The sequence below is a fragment of the Coriobacteriia bacterium genome (assembly GCA_014859305.1).
In the GTDB taxonomy this organism is placed as follows: domain Bacteria; phylum Actinomycetota; class Coriobacteriia; order Anaerosomatales; family Kmv31; genus Kmv31.
The window spans coordinates 1-24494 of sequence record JACUUM010000018.1; the positions used below are offsets into that span (position 1 = coordinate 1).

Annotated in this window: 23 protein-coding genes and 1 riboswitch; all 23 genes read right to left on the minus strand. The window is 70.3% G+C overall.

The window, feature by feature from the left end; all coding sequences use genetic code 11:
• Positions 1 to 100: 100 nt before the first annotated feature.
• Positions 101 to 1372, minus strand: a complete 1272-nt coding sequence (locus IBX62_04495) for a cytochrome c3 family protein (GenBank protein MBE0476342.1) — start codon at positions 1370 to 1372, stop codon at positions 101 to 103.
• A 23-nt stretch (positions 1373 to 1395) separates the two neighbouring features.
• The gene (locus IBX62_04500) at positions 1396 to 3588 is read right to left on the minus strand and encodes a nickel-dependent hydrogenase large subunit (protein MBE0476343.1); all 2193 of its coding nucleotides are present in this window, start codon (positions 3586 to 3588) and stop codon (positions 1396 to 1398) included.
• Positions 3589 to 3610: 22 nt separating this feature from the next.
• A complete protein-coding gene (locus IBX62_04505) occupies positions 3611 to 4876 on the minus strand; it encodes a hypothetical protein (GenBank protein ID MBE0476344.1) in 1266 nt (421 codons plus the stop codon).
• Positions 4877 to 5284: 408 nt separating this feature from the next.
• Complete coding sequence (locus IBX62_04510) at positions 5285 to 6772, minus strand: hypothetical protein (protein ID MBE0476345.1); 1488 nt, start codon at positions 6770 to 6772, stop codon at positions 5285 to 5287.
• Positions 6769 to 7848, minus strand: coding sequence for a tetratricopeptide repeat protein (locus tag IBX62_04515; protein MBE0476346.1), 1080 nt, complete (start codon positions 7846 to 7848; stop codon positions 6769 to 6771). Before IBX62_04515 ends, IBX62_04510 begins: the two co-directional genes overlap by 4 nt.
• A 130-nt stretch (positions 7849 to 7978) precedes the next feature.
• The gene (locus IBX62_04520; protein ID MBE0476347.1) at positions 7979 to 9541 is read right to left on the minus strand and encodes a hypothetical protein; all 1563 of its coding nucleotides are present in this window, start codon (positions 9539 to 9541) and stop codon (positions 7979 to 7981) included.
• A 99-nt stretch (positions 9542 to 9640) separates the two neighbouring features.
• The gene (locus IBX62_04525) at positions 9641 to 10897 is read right to left on the minus strand and encodes a hypothetical protein (GenBank protein MBE0476348.1); all 1257 of its coding nucleotides are present in this window, start codon (positions 10895 to 10897) and stop codon (positions 9641 to 9643) included.
• Positions 10898 to 10937: 40 nt separating this feature from the next.
• Positions 10938 to 11822: a hypothetical protein gene (locus tag IBX62_04530; GenBank protein ID MBE0476349.1), complete on the minus strand. Its 885-nt coding sequence runs from the start codon at positions 11820 to 11822 to the stop codon at positions 10938 to 10940.
• Positions 11823 to 11852: 30 nt separating this feature from the next.
• Positions 11853 to 12698, minus strand: coding sequence for a cytochrome b/b6 domain-containing protein (locus IBX62_04535; GenBank protein ID MBE0476350.1), 846 nt, complete (start codon positions 12696 to 12698; stop codon positions 11853 to 11855).
• Positions 12699 to 12955: 257 nt separating this feature from the next.
• Positions 12956 to 13198, minus strand: coding sequence for a DUF3343 domain-containing protein (locus IBX62_04540; GenBank protein ID MBE0476351.1), 243 nt, complete (start codon positions 13196 to 13198; stop codon positions 12956 to 12958).
• Positions 13195 to 14346, minus strand: a complete 1152-nt coding sequence (locus IBX62_04545) for an aminotransferase class V-fold PLP-dependent enzyme (protein MBE0476352.1) — start codon at positions 14344 to 14346, stop codon at positions 13195 to 13197. Before IBX62_04545 ends, IBX62_04540 begins: the two co-directional genes overlap by 4 nt.
• A gap of 35 nt (positions 14347 to 14381) precedes the next feature.
• Complete coding sequence (locus IBX62_04550) at positions 14382 to 14867, minus strand: MogA/MoaB family molybdenum cofactor biosynthesis protein (protein MBE0476353.1); 486 nt, start codon at positions 14865 to 14867, stop codon at positions 14382 to 14384.
• A 25-nt stretch (positions 14868 to 14892) separates the two neighbouring features.
• Positions 14893 to 15399 (minus strand): hypothetical protein, encoded by a 507-nt coding sequence (locus IBX62_04555; protein ID MBE0476354.1) that lies wholly within the window; start codon positions 15397 to 15399, stop codon positions 14893 to 14895.
• A gap of 9 nt (positions 15400 to 15408) precedes the next feature.
• Complete coding sequence (gene moaC / locus IBX62_04560; GenBank protein ID MBE0476355.1) at positions 15409 to 15894, minus strand: cyclic pyranopterin monophosphate synthase MoaC; 486 nt, start codon at positions 15892 to 15894, stop codon at positions 15409 to 15411.
• Position 15895: 1 nt separating this feature from the next.
• Positions 15896 to 16966, minus strand: a complete 1071-nt coding sequence (locus IBX62_04565; protein ID MBE0476356.1) for a GTP 3',8-cyclase MoaA — start codon at positions 16964 to 16966, stop codon at positions 15896 to 15898.
• Entirely contained in the window at positions 16966 to 17532 is a 567-nt protein-coding gene (mobB, locus tag IBX62_04570; GenBank protein ID MBE0476357.1) for a molybdopterin-guanine dinucleotide biosynthesis protein B, read from the minus strand. Before mobB ends, IBX62_04565 begins: the two co-directional genes overlap by 1 nt.
• Positions 17533 to 17569: 37 nt before the next feature.
• Complete coding sequence (locus IBX62_04575) at positions 17570 to 17788, minus strand: hypothetical protein (GenBank protein ID MBE0476358.1); 219 nt, start codon at positions 17786 to 17788, stop codon at positions 17570 to 17572.
• Positions 17785 to 19026: a molybdopterin molybdotransferase MoeA gene (locus IBX62_04580; protein ID MBE0476359.1), complete on the minus strand. Its 1242-nt coding sequence runs from the start codon at positions 19024 to 19026 to the stop codon at positions 17785 to 17787. The genes IBX62_04575 and IBX62_04580 overlap by 4 nt, the downstream gene beginning before the upstream one ends.
• A gap of 5 nt (positions 19027 to 19031) precedes the next feature.
• Positions 19032 to 20441 (minus strand): formate dehydrogenase accessory sulfurtransferase FdhD, encoded by a 1410-nt coding sequence (gene fdhD, locus IBX62_04585; GenBank protein MBE0476360.1) that lies wholly within the window; start codon positions 20439 to 20441, stop codon positions 19032 to 19034.
• Between the two features lie 85 nt (positions 20442 to 20526).
• Positions 20527 to 21657 (minus strand): ABC transporter ATP-binding protein, encoded by a 1131-nt coding sequence (locus tag IBX62_04590; protein ID MBE0476361.1) that lies wholly within the window; start codon positions 21655 to 21657, stop codon positions 20527 to 20529.
• Positions 21658 to 21695: 38 nt separating this feature from the next.
• On the minus strand, positions 21696 to 22397 hold the full coding sequence (locus IBX62_04595; GenBank protein MBE0476362.1) for an ABC transporter permease: 702 nt from the start codon (positions 22395 to 22397) through the stop codon (positions 21696 to 21698).
• 30 nt (positions 22398 to 22427) lie between these two features.
• A complete protein-coding gene (locus IBX62_04600) occupies positions 22428 to 23294 on the minus strand; it encodes a substrate-binding domain-containing protein (GenBank protein MBE0476363.1) in 867 nt (288 codons plus the stop codon).
• A riboswitch (molybdenum cofactor riboswitch) is annotated at positions 23284 to 23414 on the minus strand. It overlaps the preceding gene by 11 nt.
• Before the next feature lie 66 nt (positions 23415 to 23480).
• Complete coding sequence (locus IBX62_04605) at positions 23481 to 24428, minus strand: LysR family transcriptional regulator (GenBank protein MBE0476364.1); 948 nt, start codon at positions 24426 to 24428, stop codon at positions 23481 to 23483.
• Between the last annotated feature and the right edge of the window lie 66 nt (positions 24429 to 24494).

The window sequence follows — 24494 nt, forward strand, 5'->3', positions numbered from 1 at the left end:
TTCCCACGGCAGGAGCGGGACCCCGGGGACGACCCCCGGGGCCCCGCCTCGAACGACTCAGCTCTTCGCGGTCATACAAGGACCGTCGAAGAGAGCCTCGCTACTTGTCGTGGCAACGCTCGCACACACCGCGGTTCGGGTAACGCAGGAGCGACTCGGAGAAACCGGGGTTCGTGCCCTGCTCGTTGCCGACGATCGGCGAGCCGTGGCCCGCGTTCTCCTCGGCGCCTCCGGCCGGGATCATGACCGGATAGGCGTTGGCGTCGAGCCTCGAGACCGCCCAGCCGCTCATGTCGCTCAGAGTCCCGTGAGCGCGATGGCAGGTGAGGCAGCCCATCTGGGACTCCGTCGTCCACGGCGTCGCCGAGCTGTAGTTCGCGGGAGCCGCGGTCAACTCCATCGGGAGCCCGTCGTCGTAGAGGACCTCGACGTTGAGCGCGCGGTCGGGCCCCTGGCCCTGGGCGAGCGTCACGCCCATGGGGTGACGGTGGAACACCTGGGGGCCGGCCGTCCAGGAACCGGTCGTGAAGGGGTTGCCGTTGGCGGAGTAGTCGTAGGTGGCCCCGGGATCGCCGCCCCATCCGTCCGACTCGTTGTACGAGGTGTGGCAGCCCGCGCACCAGCCGGACATGCTGGCGTTGGTCGTCTGCGATCCTGCCTTGTAGTACGGGGCGGTGTAGTTCGGGACGTAGTCCGCGATCTGACCGGCGCCCATGGGACCGCGTACGAAGCCGCCGACCGGGAAGCCCTCTTCGAACGACTCGACCCAGTTGGTCTTGTCACCGTCGAGGTTGTCCTTCAGCAGACGGTAGTTCGAGCTGCCGTGCGGATCGTGGCAGTCGGTGCAGGTGAACTTGGACATCGGGGACAGGTCCGCGTTGCCCCACTTGATCAGCACGTTCGCGAGCACCGGATCGGTCTGAGCGTCCATGATGTGCGAGGACTGGATCGTCGAGGTCCCTTCGAACGCGTCGAACCCGCCGCCGTTCAGCGGGCCGAGCGCCGTGGAGTTCGACTGGTAGAACGTTACCGGGTCTCCGGGAAGGCCCGGCGAAGGACCGGTCGGACCGCCGTCGAAGACGCCTGACTGCACGTTGGTCGACGCGCCGGGGGCGGCGTCGCCGTGGCAGGCGTAGCAGAACTCGGTCATCGTGCTGGCGTTGGATACGAGCAACGCGCTGGCGTGGATGCTGCCGTCGATGCTCGAGACCCAACCGAGCTCGGAGAACGACGTGTGGGCCCTGTGGCATCCGGCACACGCGTCGGTGTCCTGCTCGTAGCCGCCGTGCGGACCGAAGTTCGCGTAGGCGACGCCGGCGGAGGCCATCACCGCGATCAGCGCGATCGCGAGGACTAGTGCGGCCTTCTTCATGCTCAACACCTCCTGATTCCTGACTAGTGGACCGCGCACGCGATGCACGGGTCGAACGACTGGGCGACACGAAGGACCTCGACGCCTGAGATGACGCCGGTGTTGGTGGTGCCTGCTCTCGTCAGCGGCGCCGTGGAGGCGTCGAACGTGCACGAGATCATGGCCTGCTCCAGCGGACCACGCTTGGTCACGGCCACGTTGTCACCCGCAAGGGCGGAAACCCCATCCAGGCTATCCCCTCCATCCTTGGGTGAGCCGTTCCACGTCGTGGGCACCACGCACTGGTACGCGCCGACCTTGCCGGCGGTGGCGGTCACGAAGTGGGCGAGCGCGCCTCGCGGAGCCTCGCTCACTCCCAGGCCCGCGACCGTCGTGGTGGGCGGGGCGTAGACCTTGTACGACCTGAGGTCGGCGCCCGCTTCGCTGGCCCGATGCGCGTACAGCGCGTCGATCCAGCCGCCGGCACCCATCTCGGCCGAGTAGCCCTTGGCGCGGCCGGTCACGGGATCGATGGTCTTGTCGTAGGCCCCGAGCATCCACGTGACGATCCAGAACGCCTCGATGGCCCGTCCGCGCAGCCGGTCGATGGTCGACAGGCCGCCCTTCACGCCGAGGAGGTAGCTCTGGACGGTGGCGACGAGGCCCTCCTGCGTGAGGGCATGCGCCAGGTCGGCGGAGATCACGGTGAGGTCGAGTCCGCCGCCGCTCGTGTAGAGGTCCGCGTAGGCCCGAGGAACGGAACCCGGAGCGGCACTCGGATCGATGAGGTTCACGCCCAGCGGGTACTTGCCGTTGACGATCATGCGCGCGAACGGGCCGACCTCGCAGGGATGGAAGATGTCGTACTTCACCGCATACGTGCCGTTCTCCACCGAGGGGTCGCCCTCCGCAGGGACGGTCCGCGTGAACGTCCAGGCGGAACCGCCGAGGTACGTGACGGTGTAAGCGGAGTCGGGCACGCCGTCGAGCCGGACGTTGCGTCCGTCCGCGGCGTCGACCGTGACGGTGACCTCCTCGGCGACACCGGAGAAGACGGCGGATGCCGAGTTGCTGACATCCTTCTCCGCCCAGCGCGGTGCCTTCATCCAGGAGTACTTCTCGGCGTCACTGCGGAGCGGCTCGGTGCGCGTGACGTCGCCGGGATACGCGTAGTCGGCGCTATCGAAGCCGAACGAGTTCTCGTACCTCGATCGCGCGATCACCTCGACCAGATGGTCCTTGACGGACTGGATCGCGTCGGCGAGCCCGCTCTTGTTCGCGAGCAGCGGGTAGTCCACGGCCGAACTGGTGCGGGCGTCGATGACGACGCCGCCGGCGATGTCGAGCGAGCCGTCCTCCTGCGGGAACGCGCCCCACGCGAGGAAGTTGCCGCAGCCGGAGCCGAAGCCGTCGGCGCCGCCGCTGTTGTCGAACGCCGGGTACAGCGCGCCCAGTGCGAAAGCCAGCGGGACGTACTCCTCGACGATGAAGTTCCCGACCTCGACCATGATGGTCCGGAACTTCTCGCAACGGGCGGCGAAATCGGCGTCGGAGAAGGAGTTCGTCACGCCTCCGGCGACGAAGTCGGCGGTCATGGGCATGCGGCCCGCGAACAGCGCGCCGGCTTCGAACGTGAGGCGGCGGATGCGCAGCGCCTTCACGTACTGCGTGATGACGGCCGACCACAGGTCGGCCGAGCCGTTGCCGTCGTTGAACGGCAGGATGCCCCGGACGCCCGCGTTCGTGTTGTGCGTGGCGCCGTCGACGGTCCCGTGCCCCGAGGAGCGGAGCTGCTCGGCGTACTGGCTGTCGGCGTAGTGCGGCGTCCACGGCGGGATCGGGGGACCCTGCACGTAGCTCTGCGCCGCAAGATGGTAGAAGTGGGTGATGTGAGACATCAGGAACTCGGCGCCGTAGACCAGGTTGCGTATGTGCAGAGCGCGCGCCGGTACCCCCTTGCTGCCGTCGTCGAGGAACGTGACGTAGCCGTCGCTCACGTTCAGCACGCTCTCGACGGCGAACGTCGACGCCGTCGCGTGTGGCAAAGGACACACGCCGCAGATGCGCTGAGTGAACGTGATCGCGTCGTTGGCCTGGCGCCCGATGAGGAAGTTCTCGAACCCGCGCCACAGGTTGCCGTGGGCGTTCGCGTCGATGATCGTGCCGCCTGAGACCTCGACCTTGACGCCCAGGTGACCCTCGATACGGGAGATCGGGTCTACCTCGTACTTAGCCATCTAGTCTTACCTCCTCTCCTGCTTATCGGATGATGTAGGGAACGAATGAGTCCGGATATCCCTTCTCCGTGCAGCCCATGCAGGGATGTCCGGCGGTCAAGCAGTTGGTGCCGATCCTCTTGCCGGCATCGGTCGGCATCGGCAGCATCGCCGACTCGGCCACCGTGCCCAGCGCGTTACCGGGATGCTGCGAGTTCCAGCCGTGGATGCCGCAGAGGGAACGTGTCGAGATGCCCTTGCACCCGATGTTCTTCAGACACCCGGGCTGGCCGGGTTTCGTGGCGTAGCGGCGCATGCCGTAGTCGGCGTAGCGCGGGCAGTACCTGCTGTGCAGCAGGTTCCCGTACACGGCGGACATGCGCTTCTGAGAGTCGCGACCCGTGAGGTCCGGTCCCCCGGACAGCTTCACCAGCAGGAGCACGGCCGTCAGCACGAACCACCACGGGTTCGAGGGGCAGCCGGACACGTTGAAGACCTTGGCCTCCGCGACGGCCGCCTTCTGCCGGTAGACGAGGAAATCGTAGACGCCCATGGCGCCGGTCTGGTTCTTGCCGCGCGGCGAAGGAGCCAGCCCGGGACCCTGGCATGCGGGGTATCCGCCGAACGTGGCGCACTGGCCCATCGCGATGACGGCCGCGCAGCGGCTGTTGCTGGCCAGCTCCTCGACGACGTAGTCGAAGCTCAGCTCGTGATGCGCGTCCGCCGATCCGTCGGCGGCGATGGAGCACCAAGGAGCGGCGCCCGACGCGCCCCAGTAGCCCACCTTCTCGACGGGCTGCACGGAGCCTTCCACCACGAGGACGAACGCGCCGCTCTCGGTGTCGTCGATCTCGTTCATCAGTGACGTGTAGGCGAGATCGCCGCCCATGGCCATGACCGTCTCGTGGTACTGAAGATCGATGAAGTCGATGAGCACGTCGGCGATGTTCGCCGCGTACGGGTCACCGTCCACGTTCAGTCCCGCCGTCTCCAGCGTGCGGTGACCGAACGGGTGCGTGGGCGACGGACCGAGGTCTCCCCCCGCGATGATCGACAGCGCCGCTGCGGTGGTGACGCCGCTGCCGGGGACGGCCTCGGCCCGGACGTCTTCGAAGAAGCTCAAGAGAGACGTCGAGCAGCCCGTGCACTCGGCTCCGTGCACCCACAGGACCTTGGGCTTCTCGGTCCAGCTTGCCGCGCCGACATGCCCGAACGCCTGGGCCACCCGTGCGATGTCCATCTGGCTCAGCCCCATGGCGGCCGCCAGGGTGCCCAAGCGCGTTACGAACTGTCGTCTGGTGATTGCCATTCGCCTTTCAACCTCCCTTGCATCGACTCGTGGTCCTATGAACGTGACGTCCGGTCAGGGGAAAAGAAAACGCCACCTCCTCCCGTCCCTGTGGCCGGACCGGGATCGATGTGGCGGTGGCGTTCTCGTGGACCTCGGGCGCGAGGCGCGCGGGACTGCAGGAGGACCGGGTGAAGTGCCGGCTTCGACCCCGTGCTCATGCGAGCGCCCCCGAACCCCTCGACGAGAACCGACGCAGACGCACCCTCCACGCGGTGCGCCTGCGCACTGTCTTCGTAACGCTCGTTACATGCGAAGGTCGCTACATGTAACTGCTGTTACGTTATACGTCTGAGGAGGGAGGGTCAACTCCTTCCAGGCTCAGGATCCGTAACGAGGGCGGTGTTCGCCCGAGGCGGAGACCTCCTCCTACGCGCTTCGCTCCTTCGCCTTCCGGCGCTCCAGGTACTCCGCGTGGTCCACCGCGTCCACCTCGAGCAGTCTTGCCACGCGCTGCAGCTCGGCGTCCTCGGTGCCCAGGAGCTTCGAACGCTGCGCGATGGAGGCGACCAATGCGGCGCGGTACGTGATGCCGAGCTTCTCCTCGAGGGCGCGGGCATCCGACTCGGAGTGCTCCGCCTCCTCCAGGAGGTCGCCGGCGGCGATCTCACCGTGGCGCAGATGCTTGACCTTCTCGTAGTCTTCCGGAGATGCCAGCCACTTCACCCGGCGGACGACCATCGCCTCGGCCTCGCCCTTCTCGAAGAGCGCTTCCACGAAGTCGGCCGTCGCCACGTACCGCTTCTTCCTCAGCAGGAGCAGCAGCGGCAGCAGTAGGAGCGGCGCCAGGCACCAGTACCAGTACTGCGGGACCTTCACCGTCGGGACGGGGGAGATCTCGGCGGGCCAGCCCCACGCCTGGACGCGCTCGTTGACCGTGTCCGAGATGTAGAGGACGTTCTGCAGCCCGACCGTGACGTCTCCGGGATAGTTGAACAGCCCCTCGGCTATCCCCTGCTGACCGAAGTTGACCAGCAACTCACCCTTGAGGTTCCAGATGCCGGCGTCGTGCGAGAGAGTGTCCACCAGGACGGCGCGCTCGGCGGTCGTCGCCTCGGAGGAGCGCGTGACGAAGGTCAGGCCGCGCGGCAGTCCGCTGGTGCTGATCGTCCTGCTGTACCCCAGAGAGGGATCGAAGATCTGGACGCGCCGGTTGTTGCTGTCGACGACCCACACTTCGTCGCCGCGAACCTTGATGTTGTTCGGGAACTGGAAGAAATAGGGGCTCTCCAGCGGGTTCTTGGCGATGCCGGCGATACCGACGGCCTTCTTGAACTCCCCGTCCGGCCCGAACATCAAGAGGCGGTGCCCGTTGAGGATCTCCGAGACGTACAGCGTCCCGTCCGGGGCGAAGCCCAGCGCGACGGGAAGCCATTCCACGCCGTGCGTCTCGAACGGGGGTCTCTGCTCCTCGGGGAGGTTCGGCTTGAACTCGCGCTTGAACTCCCCGTCCTGCCCGAACACGACGACGCTGCGCGTGCCGCGGTCCGTGATGTAGAGCTCCCCGCTCTCGGGGTGATCGGCGAGGTACAGCGGGGCGCGCAACCGGTCCTCGCCGAACGTGCCCCTGGGCTCTCCCTTGGGGCCGAAGCGGAAGATGAGACCTTGCTTGGCGTCCGCGACGTACACCGTGTCCCCGACAGCCAACACGCCCACGGGCCTCTTCAGCTTCGGCTCGCCCTCTCCGCCGAAGGAGAACAGGTAGGTCGGCGGGTCGACCGCGTCGCGGGTCGTCTGGATGAAGTCGAACTTGAGGCTCTTGGTCTCCCGGAAGTTCACGTACCACAGGGCGACGAACGCCAGAAGGAGTGCGAGCAGCGTGATGAGGATGATCTTGCGCCTGCGACGACGCGTCACTTGGAACCGCCCTTCCCGTCCGACGCCAGGCGCTCCACGGCGCTCTGAGCGGTCTCGTCACCCGGCCGCAGGTTGGCGGCCTCCCTGTAGAGCCCCAGGGCCTGTTCGGCTTCACCGATCCGCTCTCGGGCCTGGGCGTGCACGAGCACGGCGTCGTACTCCGCCGGCGCGAGCGCGGCGGCGATCCGCGCCGGGGCGAGCGCCTCCTCGGGGTTCCCGGCGTCGAGAGCCTGCCGCGCCTCCTCGTGGTAGCTGCGCCAGTCACCGAAGGCCGCCAGCTCCTGCACCGCCAGCTCGGCGTCGGGTTGACCGTCGAGAGCCACGCGGAAGTACTCCGCCGCGGCGGCCTTGTCGGAGTCAAGGAGCAGGCGCCCCACCTCGTAGTTGGCCTCCGGGAACTTGGGGTCGAAGGCGAGCGCGGCCTCCAGCGTGTTCAGCGCCGCGTCGCGCTCCTCCAGTCCCAGGTAGGCCTGGGCCATCCGCAGGTAGGTGTCGGAGGCGGAGCGCCTGATCCGGAGGGCGGCCTTGAAGTAGCCGAGCGCCTCCTCGTACTCGCGCTCCTGCAGCGCGAGCTCGCCGAGGTGGAAGTACGCCTCTTCGCGGCGCTTGTTGATGCCCTCGTACTCACCGCCCGCGGTGACTTCGAGCACCTTGTTCAGCGCCCCCTTGGCCGTCTCGTAGTCCTTCTCGATGAAGGCTATCTTGGCGATCGCCATGTACGCGCCCGAGTAGTCCGGATCCAGGTCGATCGCCGCGCGGAGCTCGCGCTTGGCCTCCTTGAACCGCCCGACCGCGCCGTACGCCTCGGCGAGGAGACCCCGTGCCTGGGGATCGTTCGGGTTCTCGCGGACCGCCTGCTTGAGGTCCTCCAGCACCCTGTAGGCGGGGTTGGCCGCCCTCTGGGCTGCCCGGGTGGCCTTCACCTCGTACGCGAAGTAGGCGGCCAACGCCAGCACCGACACGACCAGTGCGGCGAGGACGACGTTCAAGACCAGGTCCGATCGCTCGCCCCGGGGACGCAGCGGAGAAGGGGTCTCGATCCGCTCGTCCGCGGAGCCGGTCGGTACCTCGGTCATCGGGCCCCCCTAAGGTGCGCTCGGGTTCGGCACGTCGGCGCGGCTCGCCTCCCGACCCCGAGCCGGCGAGACGGCGCAGCCGGGCGAGGATCGGACGGTACGGGGTCAGCAATCGGCGAGCCAGGACCTGTCAGATGTTCAAGTCGGTATGGCACCGGCGGCACAGCTCCGCACCCCTGTACGGGGCTATCAGGACGTTCTTGTAGTCGAGGGTGCCGTGACAGTCGTAGCACAACCTCAGGTCGTGCGCAGCATCCCTGAGGGAGGCCGAGTGGACGCCGTTGCCGTTGCCGTTCGTGCCGAACCCCACGTGGCACTCGTAGCACTTGTACGGCTTGCCCTTGACCTCCTCGACCTTGAAGTGGACCGCGTGCTCGGCGAAGCCCTTGTGCTTGATCGAGGTGGCCGGCCTCTTCTTCATCTCCTCGTGACACGGCACGCAGTTCTTCTCGATGAGCTCGGCGCGTTTCACCGTGTCGTGGTGGCAGCTCTGGCACTTCTCGCGGTCGGTGTGACACACGTTGCAGTCGCCCTCGAGCTCGTCCTTGTTCTCGGCGTGACCCCTCACCCAGTCCGCGGGATGCGGCATGACGGTGACGTGACACGACTTGCACGACGGGGAGTCGTGGCACGACGCGCACGAGCCCTTCTGTGTGAGGAACAGACCGCCGTGCTTCGACATCCACTCCGCCTTCCGGTGGTCGGCGGGGATGACCTTTCGCGAGCGCTCGCCGTCGGGGCCGACCTTCCGGCCCATGTGGCACTCGACGCAGAAGTCCGGCTGGTGGCACATCGCGCAGTAGGCACCTTCGGCGTCGGCCCGCTTGCCGTGCGCCCCCTCTTCGAACTTAGACGTGTGGTCCGAGGGCTTGAGCTCGAAGTCCTTGGGATGGCATGCGCCGCACTCCTCGGTGGCCACGAGACCGGAAGCGGCGTGCGTCAGGCCGTGACAGCGGTAGCACGACAGCATGTCGGGGCGACGCGCTCCGTCGATGTCGTGCCCGAACTTGGGATGGCACACCGTGCACTGGTAGTTGCGCCGGATGTGCTCCGCGTGCTCGAAGATGACGGTGCCGGGCACGAAGTCGTCGATGTCCGGGTGGCAGTAGATGCACTGGCCCATGCTGGTCGGCTGGTCCGGGTAGACCTTGATGGAGGGCCGCTCGAGCTTGGGGGCCAGCACCGTCTCGTACCCCTTGGGCATCTGCCCCACGTCGACCTTCTCGGCCTTATGGCACGCGTCGCAGTCCTCGGGCCCGTCGTGGCACAACATGCAGGCGTTGACCCCGAGCTTGCCGCGTTCGGCGTGCGGCCCGCCCGCCCAGTCCTTCACGTGGCTCCTCGGGCGGAGCTTGAACGAGGGCGTGTGGCAGTCCCTGCACTCCGAGGTGGCCAGCTCGCCCTGCGGACCGTGCTGGATGCCGTGGCAGTTGAAACAGCTCTCCATCGGCGGCGAGTACGTCTTGCCGTCCTCGTGCGCCGCGCGGTAGTGGCACGCCGAGCAACTCACCAGCAAGTGGTTGCCGTGCTCGAAGACGAGCCCCGGCTTGCGCGCCGTGGCGATGCGGGCGTGGCATGGCGCGCAGTTCGACGCCTCCACCTGGGCGGTGAGGTCGATGGGGTCCTTCGTCTGGCCGGCGCTGGTCGCTCCGCCGAACGCGAAGGCGGCGGCCATCACGATGATGACCGCCACCCCCCATATCTTCCGTCTCGTCGTGTTCCGTCTCGGGGTCACGACCTCACCTAACCGGCTGCGCCTCCGTCCCGCGGCGGGGTCACCGCGGGAGGCGGGTCACAGCCACGACTTGATCCGGTCTATCGCCTGCTGCAGGGCGTTCGTCTTGCGCGCCTCCACCTTCTGGTGGATCAGGCTCTTGGCGCCCTCGACGAACGACTCGCCCGAGCCCTTGTGGCAGCCCTCGCGACCGCCGACCCCGCCGCAGGTGGCCACCAGCTGACCCTCGTTGGTCAGCGAGTTCGGGTCGCTCGTGGGCAGGACCTCGTGCGCGCCGTGGCAGTCCCAGCACGACGGGGCGTCCCTGTTGCCCCTCTTGTACGCCGCGCCGTGGTAGTAGTCGTCGTAGCTGTCCCACTGAGCGCGGTGGCAGCGCGCGCAGATCCTGTACGCGGCGCCGTGCAACTCGTCCTTGGCGGCCTGCGTGTCGAGGCGCCGGATGTAGTGGCCGCCGTGGCAGCTCGAACAGGTCGCCGACCCCATGTCCCCGGCCATCAGCTTCTGGCCGTGAACGGACTGCTGGTAGAGATCCTTCTGCTCCGCATGGTCATGGCAGCCCTGGCACGCCAGTCCCGCGTTGACCGCCCACAGCTTGGTCGAGTCCGTGCGCTCCTCGTAACGGAAGTCCGGGTGGCACTCGATGCAGCTCCTGTCGCGGTGCGCGGATTGGTCGACACCGGTCACCTGGAAGGACTTCGGCTGGCCTCCGACCGTCTTGGACAGCCCCTCCTCGGCGTGGCACGCCATGCATCCGGCCTGGGGGTCATACACGTAGGGCTTGTCCGGCTTCCACCGGATGCCCTCGGACGCGTGGCAGTCGTCGCAGTGCTTGTCGTCGTGACACATCATGCAGCGCGTCTGGAGCTCCTGGTTGCTGGGAGCCACGTGGGGCTTGCCGGACCAGTCGAACGTGTGGAACGACGGCCGGAGCCGCTGCTTGGGTGTGACGTGGCAGTCCTCGCACTTCCCGGTCGCCAGCTCGCCCATCGGCCCGTGCTGCAGACCGTGGCAGTTGAAGCACATCTTCATCGTGGGCCGCTCGGTGCCCTCCGGACGATGAGGGAACTGTCCGTGACAGCTGCTGCACTGCACGAGGATGTGCAGACCGTGCCCGAAGATGATCTCGTTGCTGTAGTTCTTGGTCTCGGAGATGTTGGCGTGGCACATGTCGCACTTGGCCCACTCCACCTGACCGCTCGTGTCGATCACAACCGCCGAAGCGGGCGTGGCCGCCGCCAGCAGCGCCGCCAGCGCGAGCGCCGCCAGCGAGACGGAGACGAGCCGTGCCGTCCGCCCCCCCATCGAAGCTGCCATCGTCCCTAACCCCTTCCTCCTCGGCCGGAAGACCGACCCGTTACACGAACAGCGCCTTCAGCGACCCGAACAGGCCCGTGACAGCCTCGCGCGTCTGCCGAAGGAACGAGTACACCGGGTTGCTCGCCAGCACTTCGCCCTTGCGATGCACGAGCCCGGCGTAGGACACGTACTCGGCGTTCACTCCGTCATGGCACTTCCCGCACGTCTCCTCCAGATTGGACTCGTTGGTCATGGACCGGCGGTCGGCCGAGGGCTGGATGTCGTGCGCGCCGTGGCAGTCCCAGCACGCGGGCGCGTCCGGGGCGCCCCTGCGGTACGCCGCGCCGTGGTAGTAGTCCGCGTAGTTGTCCCACTCCTCGGGGTGGCACCGTCCGCACACCTCCCAGCCGTGCCGGTGGAGCGACGCGCGGCCCGCGGGGTTGTCCGTGAGCGGCTCGATGGCGTGCGCACCGTGGCAGTCTCCACATAGAGGTTTCTCCGGAGCGGCCGGGTCCACCTGCTCGCCGGGCCGGACGGTCATGCTGTGGACACCCGTGCCGAAACTCTGGAACTGCTCGTCGTGGCAGTTCTTGCAGGCCAGTTTCGCCGTCGCCCGCCAGTCGGTCTGCTTGATGTTGTGGGGTGCCTTGAAGGCGAAGTCGATGTGGCAGCCGGTGCACATGATCGTCACGTGCGCCGAGGCGTCGAGCATCTCGGGGTCCACCCAGTACGTGAGGAACCGGCCCTCCTTCAAGCGGATCAGGTTCTCGTCGGCGTGACACACCATGCAGCCCGACTTGCCGGCGGTGGGCAGGGTGAAGTTCATGTCGTAGTCCTGCGCCGAGGCGACCGCCGGCGCCGCGAGCACGGCCGCCGCGAGCACGAGCAGCCGAGCCGCGGAGCGCGCCGCCGTCCCCGGCACTATGGGTCGTGCGAGGCCCACTGGCCCTCCTAAGCGCCGCTTCCCGCGGCGCTACTCGACCTTGCTCATCGCCGGTTCGGCCACGTGCCCTTCCTCGGGCTCGTGCTCGTGCCCGGCATGCTCCTTGTCCAGGAAGCTCAGCCCGAAGAAGTTCAGGAACGCGGGGAAGTCCTCGGTGACCGAGAGGTAGACGTGGATCGTCGTGAGGATGATGAAGAGCCAGTTCACGACGTAGTGGGTGATGCGCATGTACCAGCCGGCGAGGTCCGTGCTGCCCACCAGTGCCCCGAGCCACCAGCCGACCAGCAGGTCTCGCGGCGAATAGCCGACGATGAACTTCTGGGTCAGCAGCGCGAAACCGGTGAAGGCCTGGAGGATCAGCAGCGGCGCGAAGATCGTGTAGGTCGCCTTCTGCATGACGTTGTACTTGCCGAGGTGCGGCTTGGAGGGCTTCACGAAGATGTAGTACAGGATGACCTTCGGGGCGGTGATGATGTCACGCCTGGTTATCGCGAACTCCCGGTAGTCGCGCTGCCGGGAGGAGAACGCGTACCACAGGCGCCACACCAGGTTGACCGTCACGACGACCATGGCGACGTAGTGCAGGTACCGCATGGTCGTGCGGCCGCCGGTGAAGAACGGGAACCGGATGTAGAGGCCGGTGACCGCCAGCACGATCATCGAGCCGACGTGCTGGAAGTGCAGGAACTTCGGCAGGAACGGGATCGGCGGGCCCTCGTGGTGCGGCCACTCCCAGCCTCCGAAGCGGCGCTTGGCGCGCCCGGTGATGATGTTCCCGAGGAAATGCCCGGCGAGCCCTGCCAGGACGACCGCGTAGAGGGTCGTGAAGATCACGTCGAGCCATACGTTGAGTTCTGTGAGGACTATCGCCGACACCCCCTGTAACCCGTTGCCCCGGACGTCCTCAGACGTCCTTTCGATGTGCGCTTGCCGCTTCCTGCCATGGTCAGCCCGAGAGGTGTCTTTGAAGGGACGCCCCGGATGCCGGACGCGGGGGCTCGGCGGACTTTGTAACAGCAGTTACTATAGGATAGGGACGGGGGTGGTCGGTGTCAACGAGAACCAGCTCCTCGCCACGCTCGGACGGGTACCCCTCGCGTCGGCCTGGAGCGGTGTGCCCGACAGGCCTCTCATCAGGCCCAATCCTCGAAACTGACGCTTGCCGACGGGCGTATCCCGCCGGACTTCATGACGCGCTCCGCTGCAGGAGCGTCCCCGGGCGCCACCCGCAGGGCGATGCCGCACAGCGCGCCGAGCGAGGCGGGCGTGGGGATGGGCACGACCGGGATGCCGGCGGCCTTCAGACGCTCCTCGGCCGCTATGGCGTCGTGCGTGCTCTCGAAGCCGAACGCCGCGAACTCGCTCCGCTCGCTCATCGGGTGAGCTCCGAGAGGGCCTCCAGGGCGAGGTCGACGTGCGCCTCCGTGTTGCCCCAGCCCAGTCCGAACCGCAGCGCGCCGGTCGCGAGCGTGCCGAGGGTCTCGTGGGCCCACGGCGAGCAGTGCAGGCCCGCGCGCGTGGCTATCCCGTACCGCCTGTCGAGCGCGAAGGCGAGCTGGTCGGCGTCTACGCGCTCGTGCGTCACCGCGAGCACCGGGACGCGAGGCTCGTCGGGGCCGGGACCGAGCACGCGGAAGCCGCCGATGCCCAGCAGCCCCTCGTGCAGGCGGCGCAGCAGGCGGCGCTCCTCGGCGCGCTGGGCCTCGCCGCGCTCCGCGAGCAGCCGCGCCGCCGCGCCGAGGCCCGCGATGCCGGGCGTGTTGGGCGTGCCGGCCTCGTAGCGCTCGGGGCGCACCAGCGGCTGGACCGGCTCCTCGGAGCGGCCGGCGCCGGTGCCGCCCTGCAGCAGCTCCTCGGCGTCCACGTGCGGCGCGAGGTAGAGCGCGCCGATGCCCTGCGGGCCGAGCAGGCCCTTGTGACCCGAGACCGCGTAGGCGTCCGCTCCCAGAGCGGCCACGTCGACGGGCAGGTGACCGGCGGCCTGCGCGCCGTCGACGAACATGAGCGCGCCGGCGGCGTGCGCCACGTCGGCGAGATCGCCGACCGGCTGGATGCTCCCGGTGAGGTTGGACGCGTGCGTGCACGCGACCGCTCGCGTGGGCGCGGCGCGCACGGCGGCCTCGACGGCGTCGGCATCCACGGTCCCGTCGGTCTCGGCGGTGACCACCACCACCTCGACGCCGGCGGAGGTCAGGCGGTTCAGCGGCCGGGAGACGGCGTTGTGCTCCATGGAGGTCGTCACGACCCGGTCACCGCGGTGCAGGACGCCCTTGAGCATCAGGTTCGCCGCCTCCGTGGCGCCGGAGGTGAACAGCAGGTCGCGCGGGTCCGGCACGTGCAGGAGGGCGGCGAGGTCGCGACGCGCCTCGAAGATCAGGCGCGACGACGCCATCGCCAGGCGGTAGGCGCCGCGCCCCGGGTTGCCGCCATAACGGGTGAGCGCTGAGACGACGGCCTCGACGACCTCGGGCGGCTTGGGCCAGGACGACGCGGCGTGGTCGAGGTAGACGGTGGTCGCCGCCACGTCGCGAACATCATCGGAGGAGGGGTGCGGCACCGCTACGCGTGCCCCCCTCCGCGCATCATCTCGACCGCGTGCTCCAGCTGGTCCGCCACCACCGCGAACGTCTCGCGGGCGGCCTTCTCGCTGCCCGGCAGGTTGACGATGAGCGCGTCCCCCCTCATCGCGGCGACGCCGCGGGAGAGCATCGCGCGGGCGGTGACCTTCATCGACTCGGCGCGGATCGCCTCGGCGACGCCGGGGACGATCCGGTCGGCCACGGAGACGGTGGCTTCGGGCGTCACGTCCCGAGGACCGAGCCCCGTGCCGCCCGTGGTCAGCACGACGTCGGCGCCGTCCGCATCGCACATCTCGATGAGCGAGGCGGACAGGCACTCCTCGTCGTCGGGGCACACGTGGTAGTCCACCACCGTCCACCCGCGCTCCTCGCACAGCGCCACGAGCGCCTTGCCGGAGGTGTCCTCGGCCTCGCCCGCCGCCCGGCTGTCCGAGCTGGTGAGCACGGCCACCTTGAGCTCCGTCACCGGCCCCTCCTCTCCCCCTGCATCATCAGAGCGGCTCCGCCCGCGCGTCGGCCGGCACGCGGTCGCACGCGCCGTCGCCCAGCGACAGCACGCGGACCTCGTCCCCGACGCTGACCGGTCCGGCCACGCGGACGACCGCGAAGATGCCCTCCTTGGGCATCACGCAGTCCCCGGCCTGGTAGAAGATCGCGCACTTGGTGTGGCAGACCTTGCCGATCTGAGAGACCTCCAGCTCTACTTCAGGTCCTATCTTCACGCGCGTCCCGACCGGCAGTGACAGCAGGTCGATCCCGCGCGTGGTGATGTTCTCGGCGAAGTCCCCGGGCCCCACGTCGAGCCCGGCGGCGCGCATCTTGTCGATGGACTCGAGCGCGAGCAGGCTCACCTGCCGGTGCCAGTCACCGGCGTGCGCGTCGCCGACGAATCCGCGATCGAGCTCCAGCTCGCCCGCCTTGCCGGGCGTCTTGCGCACCGTCTTGCGCTCGGACACGTTGACCGAGACGACCTCGGCGGCCCCGTTCTGGGCGGTCATCGCGACACCTCACTCCTCCCGGGCCCAGCGGCCCGTCTTGCCGCCCTCTTTCAGCAAGAGGGCGGTCTCCTCGATCGTCATGCCGCGATCCACGGCCTTGCACATGTCGTACAGGGTGAGCGCCGCGACCGAAGCGCCCGTGAGCGCCTCCATCTCCACGCCGGTCCTGCCGTCGGTCTCCACCGTGGCGGTGACCTCGAAGCCGGCGGGCAGCGGCTCGATCGCCACGCTCGCGTGCGTGAGGGGGAGCGGGTGGCACAGCGGGATGAGCTCGCTCGTGCGCTTCGCGGCCATGATGCCCGCCACGCGCGCCACCGCGATCACGTCTCCCTTGGGCGCGCGGCCCTCGGCCACCATCTCGACGGTCTCGGGTCGGCACCGCAGGCGCGATCGCGCCACCGCGCGGCGCCGGCTGACGGCCTTGGCGCCCACGTCGACCATGCGCGCGGCTCCGCGCGCGTCCACGTGCGTAAGGGCGGCGTCCTCCTCGGGCATCTCAGCCTCCTATCTGGTACATGCGGCGGGCGGTGCCCACCCGCATGCCGTGGGTGGCGGGCTTGGCGGCCAGCGCGGCGCGGATGAGCGCCCGGACGTCCTCGTCCGAGGCGCCGGAGCGCATCAGGACGCGCACGTCGAGCTCGTCGTCGGAGAACAGACAGGGGCGCAGCCGGCCGTCGGCGGTCAGCCGCAGGCGGTTGCACTCGCCGCAGAAGTGGTGCGACAGCGGCGAGATCACGCCGAGGGTGCCCACCGCGCCGTCGAAGCGGTAGTAGCGCGCAGGTCCCCAGCCGCCGGGCGCCGAGGAGCGCCCGAGCGCGCGAAGCTCCCCGAGGCCGGCCGCGGCGCCCTGCGCGGCGAGCGAGGCGAGGATCTCGGCCGAGGGCACGTGGTCCGCCTCGCTCCAGGCGCCGGCGCCGGCGGCGATGCCGTGCGCGGCGCCTGCCTCCGACGCCGAGGTCGCCGAGCCGCCGCAGCCGCTCGTCTCGGCGGCGCCGATCGGCATGTACTCGATGAAGCGCACGTGCACGGGGCGATCCAGCGTGAGCCGCGCGAAGGCGAGGAGGTCCTGCTCCAGCGAGCGGGCGACCACCACGTTCACCTTGACGGGGTCGAAGCCGACGTCGAAGGCCGCGTCGATGCCCGCGAGCGCGTCGGCGAGCCTGCCGCCGCGCGTCACGCGCTCGTAGACCTCGGCGTCCAGCGAGTCCAGCGAGACGTTCACGCGCCTGAGGCCGGCCTCGGCGAGCCCGGCCGCGTAGCGGGGTAGCAGGATCCCGTTGGTGGTCAGCGCGATCGACTCGATGCCGGTCGTGGCGAGGAGGCGGCGGACGTGACCGACCACGCCGTGGCGCACGAGCGGCTCGCCGCCGGTGAGGCGGATCTTGGAGATCCCCTCCTCGACCGCCACACGCGCGAACCGCTCGACCTCCTCCAGCGTGAGGATCTCCTCGTGCGGCTTCCAGGGGACGCCCTCGTCGGGCATGCAGTACAGGCAGCGCAGGTTGCAGCGGTCGGTGAGCGAGACCCGCAGGTAGTCGATACGCCGTCCGAACGCGTCGGTCGCCATCAGCGCCCTTCCCTGCCGGGGCCGCCGGCGGGCAGGAAGCGCTCCTCGATCAGGTCCGCGAGCGCCTCGGCCTCCCCGAACCCGAAGACGGGCACGCCCGCCGGGCGCAGTCCGGGGTTGTCGGTCACCAGCGCGAAGAGCTCCTCGGGCGCGCAGATCAGCTCGTCGGAGCGCCCGTGCCGCGAGACCTCGATGCGCGTGTGGCCGGCGCGGCGGAAACCTTCGGTGACGAGCAGGTCGACGTCCCCGGCGGCCTCAGCGAGCTCGTCCAGCGTGCGCTCCCGCTCCACGCGCCTGATCAAACCGAACTTGTCCGGCGCGCTGATCATGGTGACGTGAGCGCCCGCCCGCGCATGGCGCCAGGAGTCCTTGCCGGGGACGTCGATGTCGAAGTCGTGCACGTGGTGCTTGACCGCCGCGACGCGCCAGCCGCGCCGCGAGAGCGCGCCGATGAGGCGCTCCATCACCGTCGTCTTGCCCGAGTCGCTCTTGCCCACGACCGAGACGACGGGCAGCGCGACGGCGCAGGCCTCGTCGCGCTCTCCACCCGCCCGCTCGCCCCGCATGCCCGTCCGCTCGCTCACGCGCTTCCTTCCGCGGCCGCTAGAAGCAGCCCAGCTCGCAGTTCTTCACGCGCACGCCGGCCTCGTCGGCCGCCGCGCCGGCCACCGCGTAGGGCACCGATCGCTCCTCGGCCAGCCTGCGAAGGACGGGGCAGGTGATCCGCCCGTCGGTCGCGCGCTCGCGAACCGCCTCGACCAGTCCCGGGCTGACCTGCGCCACGATGCCCGCCGGCCTCTCCTTGGGTGCTCCGCCGCTCATGGGGTCCCTTCCTCGATGTCCAGTCGCATGCACGTCACCTCGCTGCCCGCGGCGAACGCGCCGGCGCCCTCGGGCAGCACCATGAAGCAGTTGCCGAGGTGCGCCGCGGTCAGCAGCGCCGAGGACTGGCTGCCCGACAGCGCGACCTCATAGGCGCCGTCCTCGGCCCGCGCGAGGCGTGCGCGAAGGTAGTACCGGCGGTCCTGCTTCTTCTTCACGTCGTGGGCCAGGCGCGCGGTCACGGCGGGCCGGTCGAGCGCCCCGCGCCCCGCCATCTTCAGCAGCGCGGGCCGCACGAAGACCTCGAAGCCGACGTACGTGCTCGTCGGGTTGCCCGGCAGGCCGAAGAAGGGCACGCCGGCGACGGCTCCCATCGTCTGCGGGTTGCCCGGCCGCATGGCGACCTTGCAGAAGGTGAGCTCGCCGATCTCCTCGAGCACGGGCCTCACGTAGTCGAAGTCGCCCACGCTCACGCCGCCGGAGGTGGCGATGAAGTCGGCCTCCTCGGCGGCGAGCAGGAACGCGGCGCGGGTCGCCTCGGGCTCGTCGGGCACGATGGGGTAGCGCAGCGGCACGCCGCCGGCGGCGAGCACCTGCGCGGCGATCGAGTAGCTGTTCGAGTTGCGGATCTTGCCCGGCCCGGGGCTCTCGGCGACCTCGACGAGCTCGCTGCCCGTGGACAGCACCGCCACGCGCGGGCGGCGGCGGACCGCGACCTCGGCGTGGCCCGTCGCGGCGAGCAGCCCGACGGCGGCCGGTCCGAGGACGTCGCCCGGCGCGACGACGACCTCGCCGGCGCGGACCTCCTCGCCGCGGCGCCGGACGTGCTCGCCGGCCGCCGGCTCGCGCTCGATCGCCACACGGCCGCCGGCGCCGCCACCGTCGGCGAGCGCGCGGGTGAACTCGACCATGACGACCGCGTCGGCGCCCGCGGGCAGGGGTGCGCCGGTCATGATCCGCGCGGCCTGGCGGGCCGCCAGCCGCCCGGCCCACTCCTCGCCCGCCGCGATGTGCGCGACGACCTCGAGCTCGCACGGCGTATCCGGGGTCGCGCCACGACAGTCCTCGGAACGCAGCGCGTAACCGTCCATGGCCGAGTTGTCGAAGGGCGCGACGTCGATGTCGGAGACGGCGGGCTCGGCGAGCACGCGCCCGAGCGCGTCCAGGAGCCCCACCCGCTCCGGCTCGAGCACGCTCACCCGCGCGAGCAGCAGCTCCCGGGCCTCCTCGACCGTCATCGGCCTCACGTGCCCTCCTCCGACCCGGCGCGCACGCGCTCGGCGTGGGTGTACACGTTCATCTTGCCGCCGCGCGCGTAGCCCACGAGCGTGATGCCGAGCTCCTCGGCCAGCTCGGCGGCCAGGTCTGTCACCGCGCTGCGCGAGACCACGACGGGCACGCGGGCCTTGGCGGCCTTCACCGCCATCTCGTAGGAGACACGGCCCGTGGTGAGCAGCACCGCGTCGGCCGTGGGCACGCCGTCCATCCACGCGCGGCCGAGCAGCTTGTCCAGCGCGTTGTGCCGCCCGACGTCCTCGCGCACGATCGCCAGCGAGCCGTCGCGCCCCAGCCCGCACGCGTGCATGCCGCCGGTGTCGCGGTACGAGGTCGCGGCGCGCGCCATCTCCCCCATCATCCCGTACAGCTCCGAGGCGTCCACGGTGGTGCCCGAGGAGACGCGCTCCAGCCCGCGTGCGTGCCCGATGGAGGCGAACGTCAGACCGCCGCCGCACCCTGAGGTCACGTACCGCGTCCTGCGGGCCAGGTCCTCGGGGACCTGCTCGTCGGAGACGACGTACACCATGCCGCGCTTGTGGTCGACGTCCACGGAGCGGAACGCCGCCCGGTCCGCGAGGATGCCCTCCGCGACCAGGAAGCCCACGGCGAGCTCCTCGAGGTCGTCGGGAGAGGCCTGGACGGTCGCGATCTCGGCGTCGTTGAGGTGGATCGTCACCGGACGCTCGGCCGGCAGGCCGCGCGGCCGGCGGGTGCCGACCTCGACGACGGCGTGGACGGCCTGCGCGGCGACGGCCTCCTCGGCCTCGCGCACGTCGGCGAGGTCCGAGGGCGTGTTGACGTTGACGAGGCTGCGAAGCGCCGGGTCGGCGCCGCGCAGGGCCTCGGCGGGCACCTCGGCGACCGCGACCTCGGAGAAGACCGACACGAGCCGGCGCCTTCCGGTCGCCAGCGCGCGCTCGGCGGCGGGGAGCACGCTCGCGTGGTAGAGCGCGAGCAGGGGTTCGGGGCCCTTGTCGGTGACGGGTACGACGACCTGCACGCCCTCTCGCGCCTCCCACAGCGCGCGCACGATGCCCGGAGCCACCCAAGGCATGTCGGCGGCGACCGCGAGCACCCACCCGCCGTCGCCGGCGTGCGCCAGCGCGGTGGCCAGACCGCCGAGCGGACCCTGGAACGGGATGTCGTCGGCGAGGACCTCGATCCCCGCGGGCAGCTCCACGCCCTCCACGGCCTCGGGACGGTTCGTCACGACGACCACGCGCTCGCACGCCTCGCCCACGGCGTCGACGACTCGGCGTAGCAGCGGCACGCCGTCCAGCGGCAGGAGCGTCTTGTCGACACCCATGCGCATCGAGCGGCCGCCGGCCAGCACGGCGGCGGTCAGCGGGAGCCTGTCACCGGTGCTCTCGCTCATCGGTCCCTTTCCCTTGTGGCGCCCGTACGCTGGGGGAGCGCACCGAGGCGGACCACATCGTAACAAACGTTACGAACGTCGGCGTTCACAGCAAGGACCGCGCCGGACGGACCCGTACCGCCGTGGCCTTGAAGACCGCGAGCACCGGCGTCCCGGGTGCGAGCGACAGATCGCGCGCGGACGCGCGCGAGACCGACGCCGCCAGGCGGACCCCCCCGAAGCGCACGCCCACGCGGAAGGTCGTGCCACGCGGCGTGACGTCCTCCACCACAGCGTCGAGCCGGTTGCGCGCCGAGGAGACCGGCAGGGTCTCGCCGGCCTCGAAGAGCAGCACGTCCTCGGGGCGCACGCCCAACTCGACGCGCTCGCCGGGCCGGAGGTCGCCGACGGCGTACAGCGTGACGCCCCCCGCCTCGACCGCCAGCAACCCCTCGGCGTTCTCCCGCACCTCACCGGCCACGGCGGGCTCCAGGCCGAGGAAGGCGGCCGTCCACTCGTCGGAGGGAAGCCCCATGACCTCGTCGGTGGCCGCGTGCGCGACGACGCGCCCCTCGCGCATGATCGCCACCCGGTCGGCCACGGTCATGGCTTCGCCCTGGTCGTGCGTGACCCACACCACGCTGGCGCCGGAGGCGCGGAGGATGTCGGAGAACTCGTGGGTGAGCCGTGCCTTGAGCACCGGGTCGAGCGAGGCCAGCGGCTCGTCGAGCAGCAGCACACGAGGACGCAGGACGAGCGCGCGAGCGAGCGCCACGCGCTGCGCTTCGCCGCCGGAGAGCCGCAGCGCCGAGCGGTCCTCCCAACCGGCCAGGCCGACGGAAGCCAGCACCTCCGTCACGAGGCGCGACCGCTCCTCGGCCGGCACCCGCCGCAGCCGCAGGCCGTAACCCACGTTGCGTGCGACGGTGTCCTTGAACAGGTACGGACGCTGGAACACCGCCGCCATCTCCCCGCGCGCCGCGCGGTCCCGCGCGGCGACCTCGCGCCCGTCGAGCAGCACGCGCCCTCCGTCCGGCTCGAGCAGCAGGCCGAGGATCGCCAGCAGCGTGGACTTGCCCGAGCCCGAGGGCCCCAGCACCGCGAGCGTGCCGCCGCGCGGCACCTCCACGCGCTCGGCGTCGAGCACGACCGTGCGGGCGTAGGCCTTGCGCAGGCCCTCGCCCACGAGGACGGCGTCGCCCGTGGCAGGAGCCGCAGCGCCGGCCGCGGAGCTCATCGCGTCACTCGCCCTCATCGCATCGCCGTTCATCGGCCTCAGCCCCGCTCGTAGCGCTCGTGGGAGTGCTGGTAGGACGTCAGCACGACGTTCACCAGCAGCGCGAGGCCGATGAGCATCAGCCCCAGAGCGAGCGCGAGGCCGAAGTTGCCGCGCCGGGCCTCGAGCACGATCGCGGTGGTCATCACGCGCGTCTGCCCCTCGATGTTCCCCCCGACGATCTGCACCGCCCCAACCTCGGAGATGATGCCGCCGAAGCCGGCCGCGATCGCCGCGATCACGCCGAGGCGCGCCTCGCGGATCGTCAACAGCGCCTCGGCGACGCGCCCGGCGCCCAGGGAGCGGGCCTGCAGGCGCAGCTCCCTGGGCACCGCGGCGACGGCGGCGGCGGTGACCCCGACGATGAGCGGGGTCGCGATGACCACCTGAGCGATCACCATCGCCTCCTGCGAGTACAGCATCTGCAGGAAGCCGAAAGGGCCGCTGCGCGACAGCATCATCAGCACGAACAGGCCGACCACCACGGGAGGCAGCCCCATGCCGGTGTTGGTGAGCACCATCAGCAGCCGCCGTCCCACGAACCGCGTCCCCCCGAGGAGGAAGCCGATCGGCACGCCCACTACCATGCCGATCAGCGTAGCGGTCGCCGAGACGCGCAGCGACGTGATGATGATGGTCCACAGATCCACCGCGCCGGCGGCGAGCAGCTCGACCGCCTGGCGGAACGCGATACCGAAGATGCTGAAATCGAGCACGTGCGCGCCGACCTCCTAGGGAGCGTTCGGGACGAAGAGCGGCTCGCCGTAGGTCTCGACGCCGAACTCGCGGATCACGCGCTGACCGTCCTCGCCGACGAGCCAGTCGGCGAAGGCCCGTGCCCCGGCGGCATTGCTCGCGTCCGTCACCGGGATGACGCCGTACTGGTTGAACAGGTCGTCATCGCCCTCCAGGAGCAGCTCGAGATCGAGCGCGCCGCGCATCGACAGCCACGTCGCGCGGTCGGCCAGCGTGTAGGCCTGCTTCTCCGCGGCGATCTTGAGCGTCTCGCCCATGCCCTGGCCGGCCGAGAGGTATGCCTTGCCCTCGGGCTCCACGCCGGCCGCCTCCCACAGCTTGAGCTCCTTCTTGTGGGTGCCGGAGTCGTCGCCGCGCGACGCGAACACGGCAGCCGAGTCGGCGATGCGCTTCATCGCCCCCGGCGCGTCACCCGTGCCGCCGATGCCGGCCGGGTCGGCCGCCGGACCGACGATCACGAAGTCGTTGTACATGACGTCCGTGCGCCGCGTGCCGAAGCCTTCGGCCACGAACGCCTCCTCGTCGGCCTTGGCGTGCACGAGCAGCACGTCGGCGTCCTTGTTCTTGCCGATCTCGAGCGCCTGCCCCGTGCCGACCGCGGTGATCTGGAGGTCGTAAGCCGGGTACGCTTCCTCGAAGGCGGGCTCGAGCACGTCGAACAGACCCGAGTCCTCAGTGGAAGTCGTGGATGCGAGGACCACCGGCGTCCTCGCCTGCGCGCCTGTCCCGCCGTCGCCGCCCCCCTCGGCGCCCCGGCCGCAGCCGGCCAGCGCGAGCGCGAGCGACAGCGACACGACGAGCGCGGAGGTGATACGGGCGTGCCTCTCCCAGCGGTCCTTCATGTGCTCTCCTTTCCGAGTACGGGAGGCCGAGGGGTTTCCCCCGCGACCCTGTCGGTCCGGCCTCCGTTGCGCGGGACCATTCGCGCGGCAGGAGTGCCGGACTCGGAGAGGCGCTATCGCGCCTGACTGGTATCTAGGACCAGGAAGGGGGTCGGCGTCAAGTCGGGACGCCGAGGCGGACGCCCCTCAGCCGCCCGTGGAGGAGTCCGCGGCTCCGCCCTCGGCCTCGGCGACGCGCTCGGTGCCTCCCCCGAGCCGCTCGCGAAGGTACCCCTGGAGGACCTCGGCGGCGCGCGTGGCCCCCGAGCGGGGCATCACCACGAAGAGCGGGCGGCGCACCGGGAAGCGCGCTTCGGGCACCTCGGCCACGGTCGAGAGGCGCAGCGCCTTGTCGGCCACCCATCGGCTGACCACGCCGACGCCCATCCCGCCCTCCACCGCGCTCACGATCGCCTCGTTCGTGCCGAGCTCGAGCGCCACGTCCAGGTCGCCGGGGTCGACGCCCGCCTCGCGCAGGACCTCCTCCATCACGAGCCGCGTCCCTGAGCCCCGCTCGCGCAGGATGAAGGGCTGCTCGACCACCTCGGCCAGGGTGACACCCTCCGCCGCCAGCGGGCTGCCCGGCGGGCAGATGAGCACGAGGTCGTCGTCGCCGGCCTCCTCGAAGTGCACGCGGGTCCCGGGGATGCGGGCTCCGGTCATGCCGATGTTGGCCTCGCCGCCCTCGACGGACTCGACCACCTCGGCGGTGTCGTGTACGAGCAGCGTGGCGCCGACCTCGGGGAACTCGGCTAGGAATCCGCCGAGCAGTCTCGGCAGGACGTACTGCCCCGGAGTGGTGCTGGCGGCGATCGTGAGGCGGCCGGTGACCCGGCCGGAGAACTCCTCGAGCCGGTCGCGCGCCTCCTCGAGCTCGGCGAGCACGCGGCGCGCGTAGGGCAGGAGCAGCCGTCCGGCCTCGGTCGGCTCGACACCGCGGTACCGCCTGTCCAGCAGCGTGGCCCCCGCCTCGGACTCCAGGCTCTGCAGCTGCATGGTCACCGCGGGCTGCGAGAGACGGAGCACCCGTGCGGCCTCGGAGAACGAGCCGTGCTCGACGACCATGACGAATGCTCTGAGCTGCTGGACGTTCATGGCTCCATGCTGATACGAGACGGCCCGTCAGGCAAGCGGCGCGGCCCCCGCACCTCCGCCTACGTT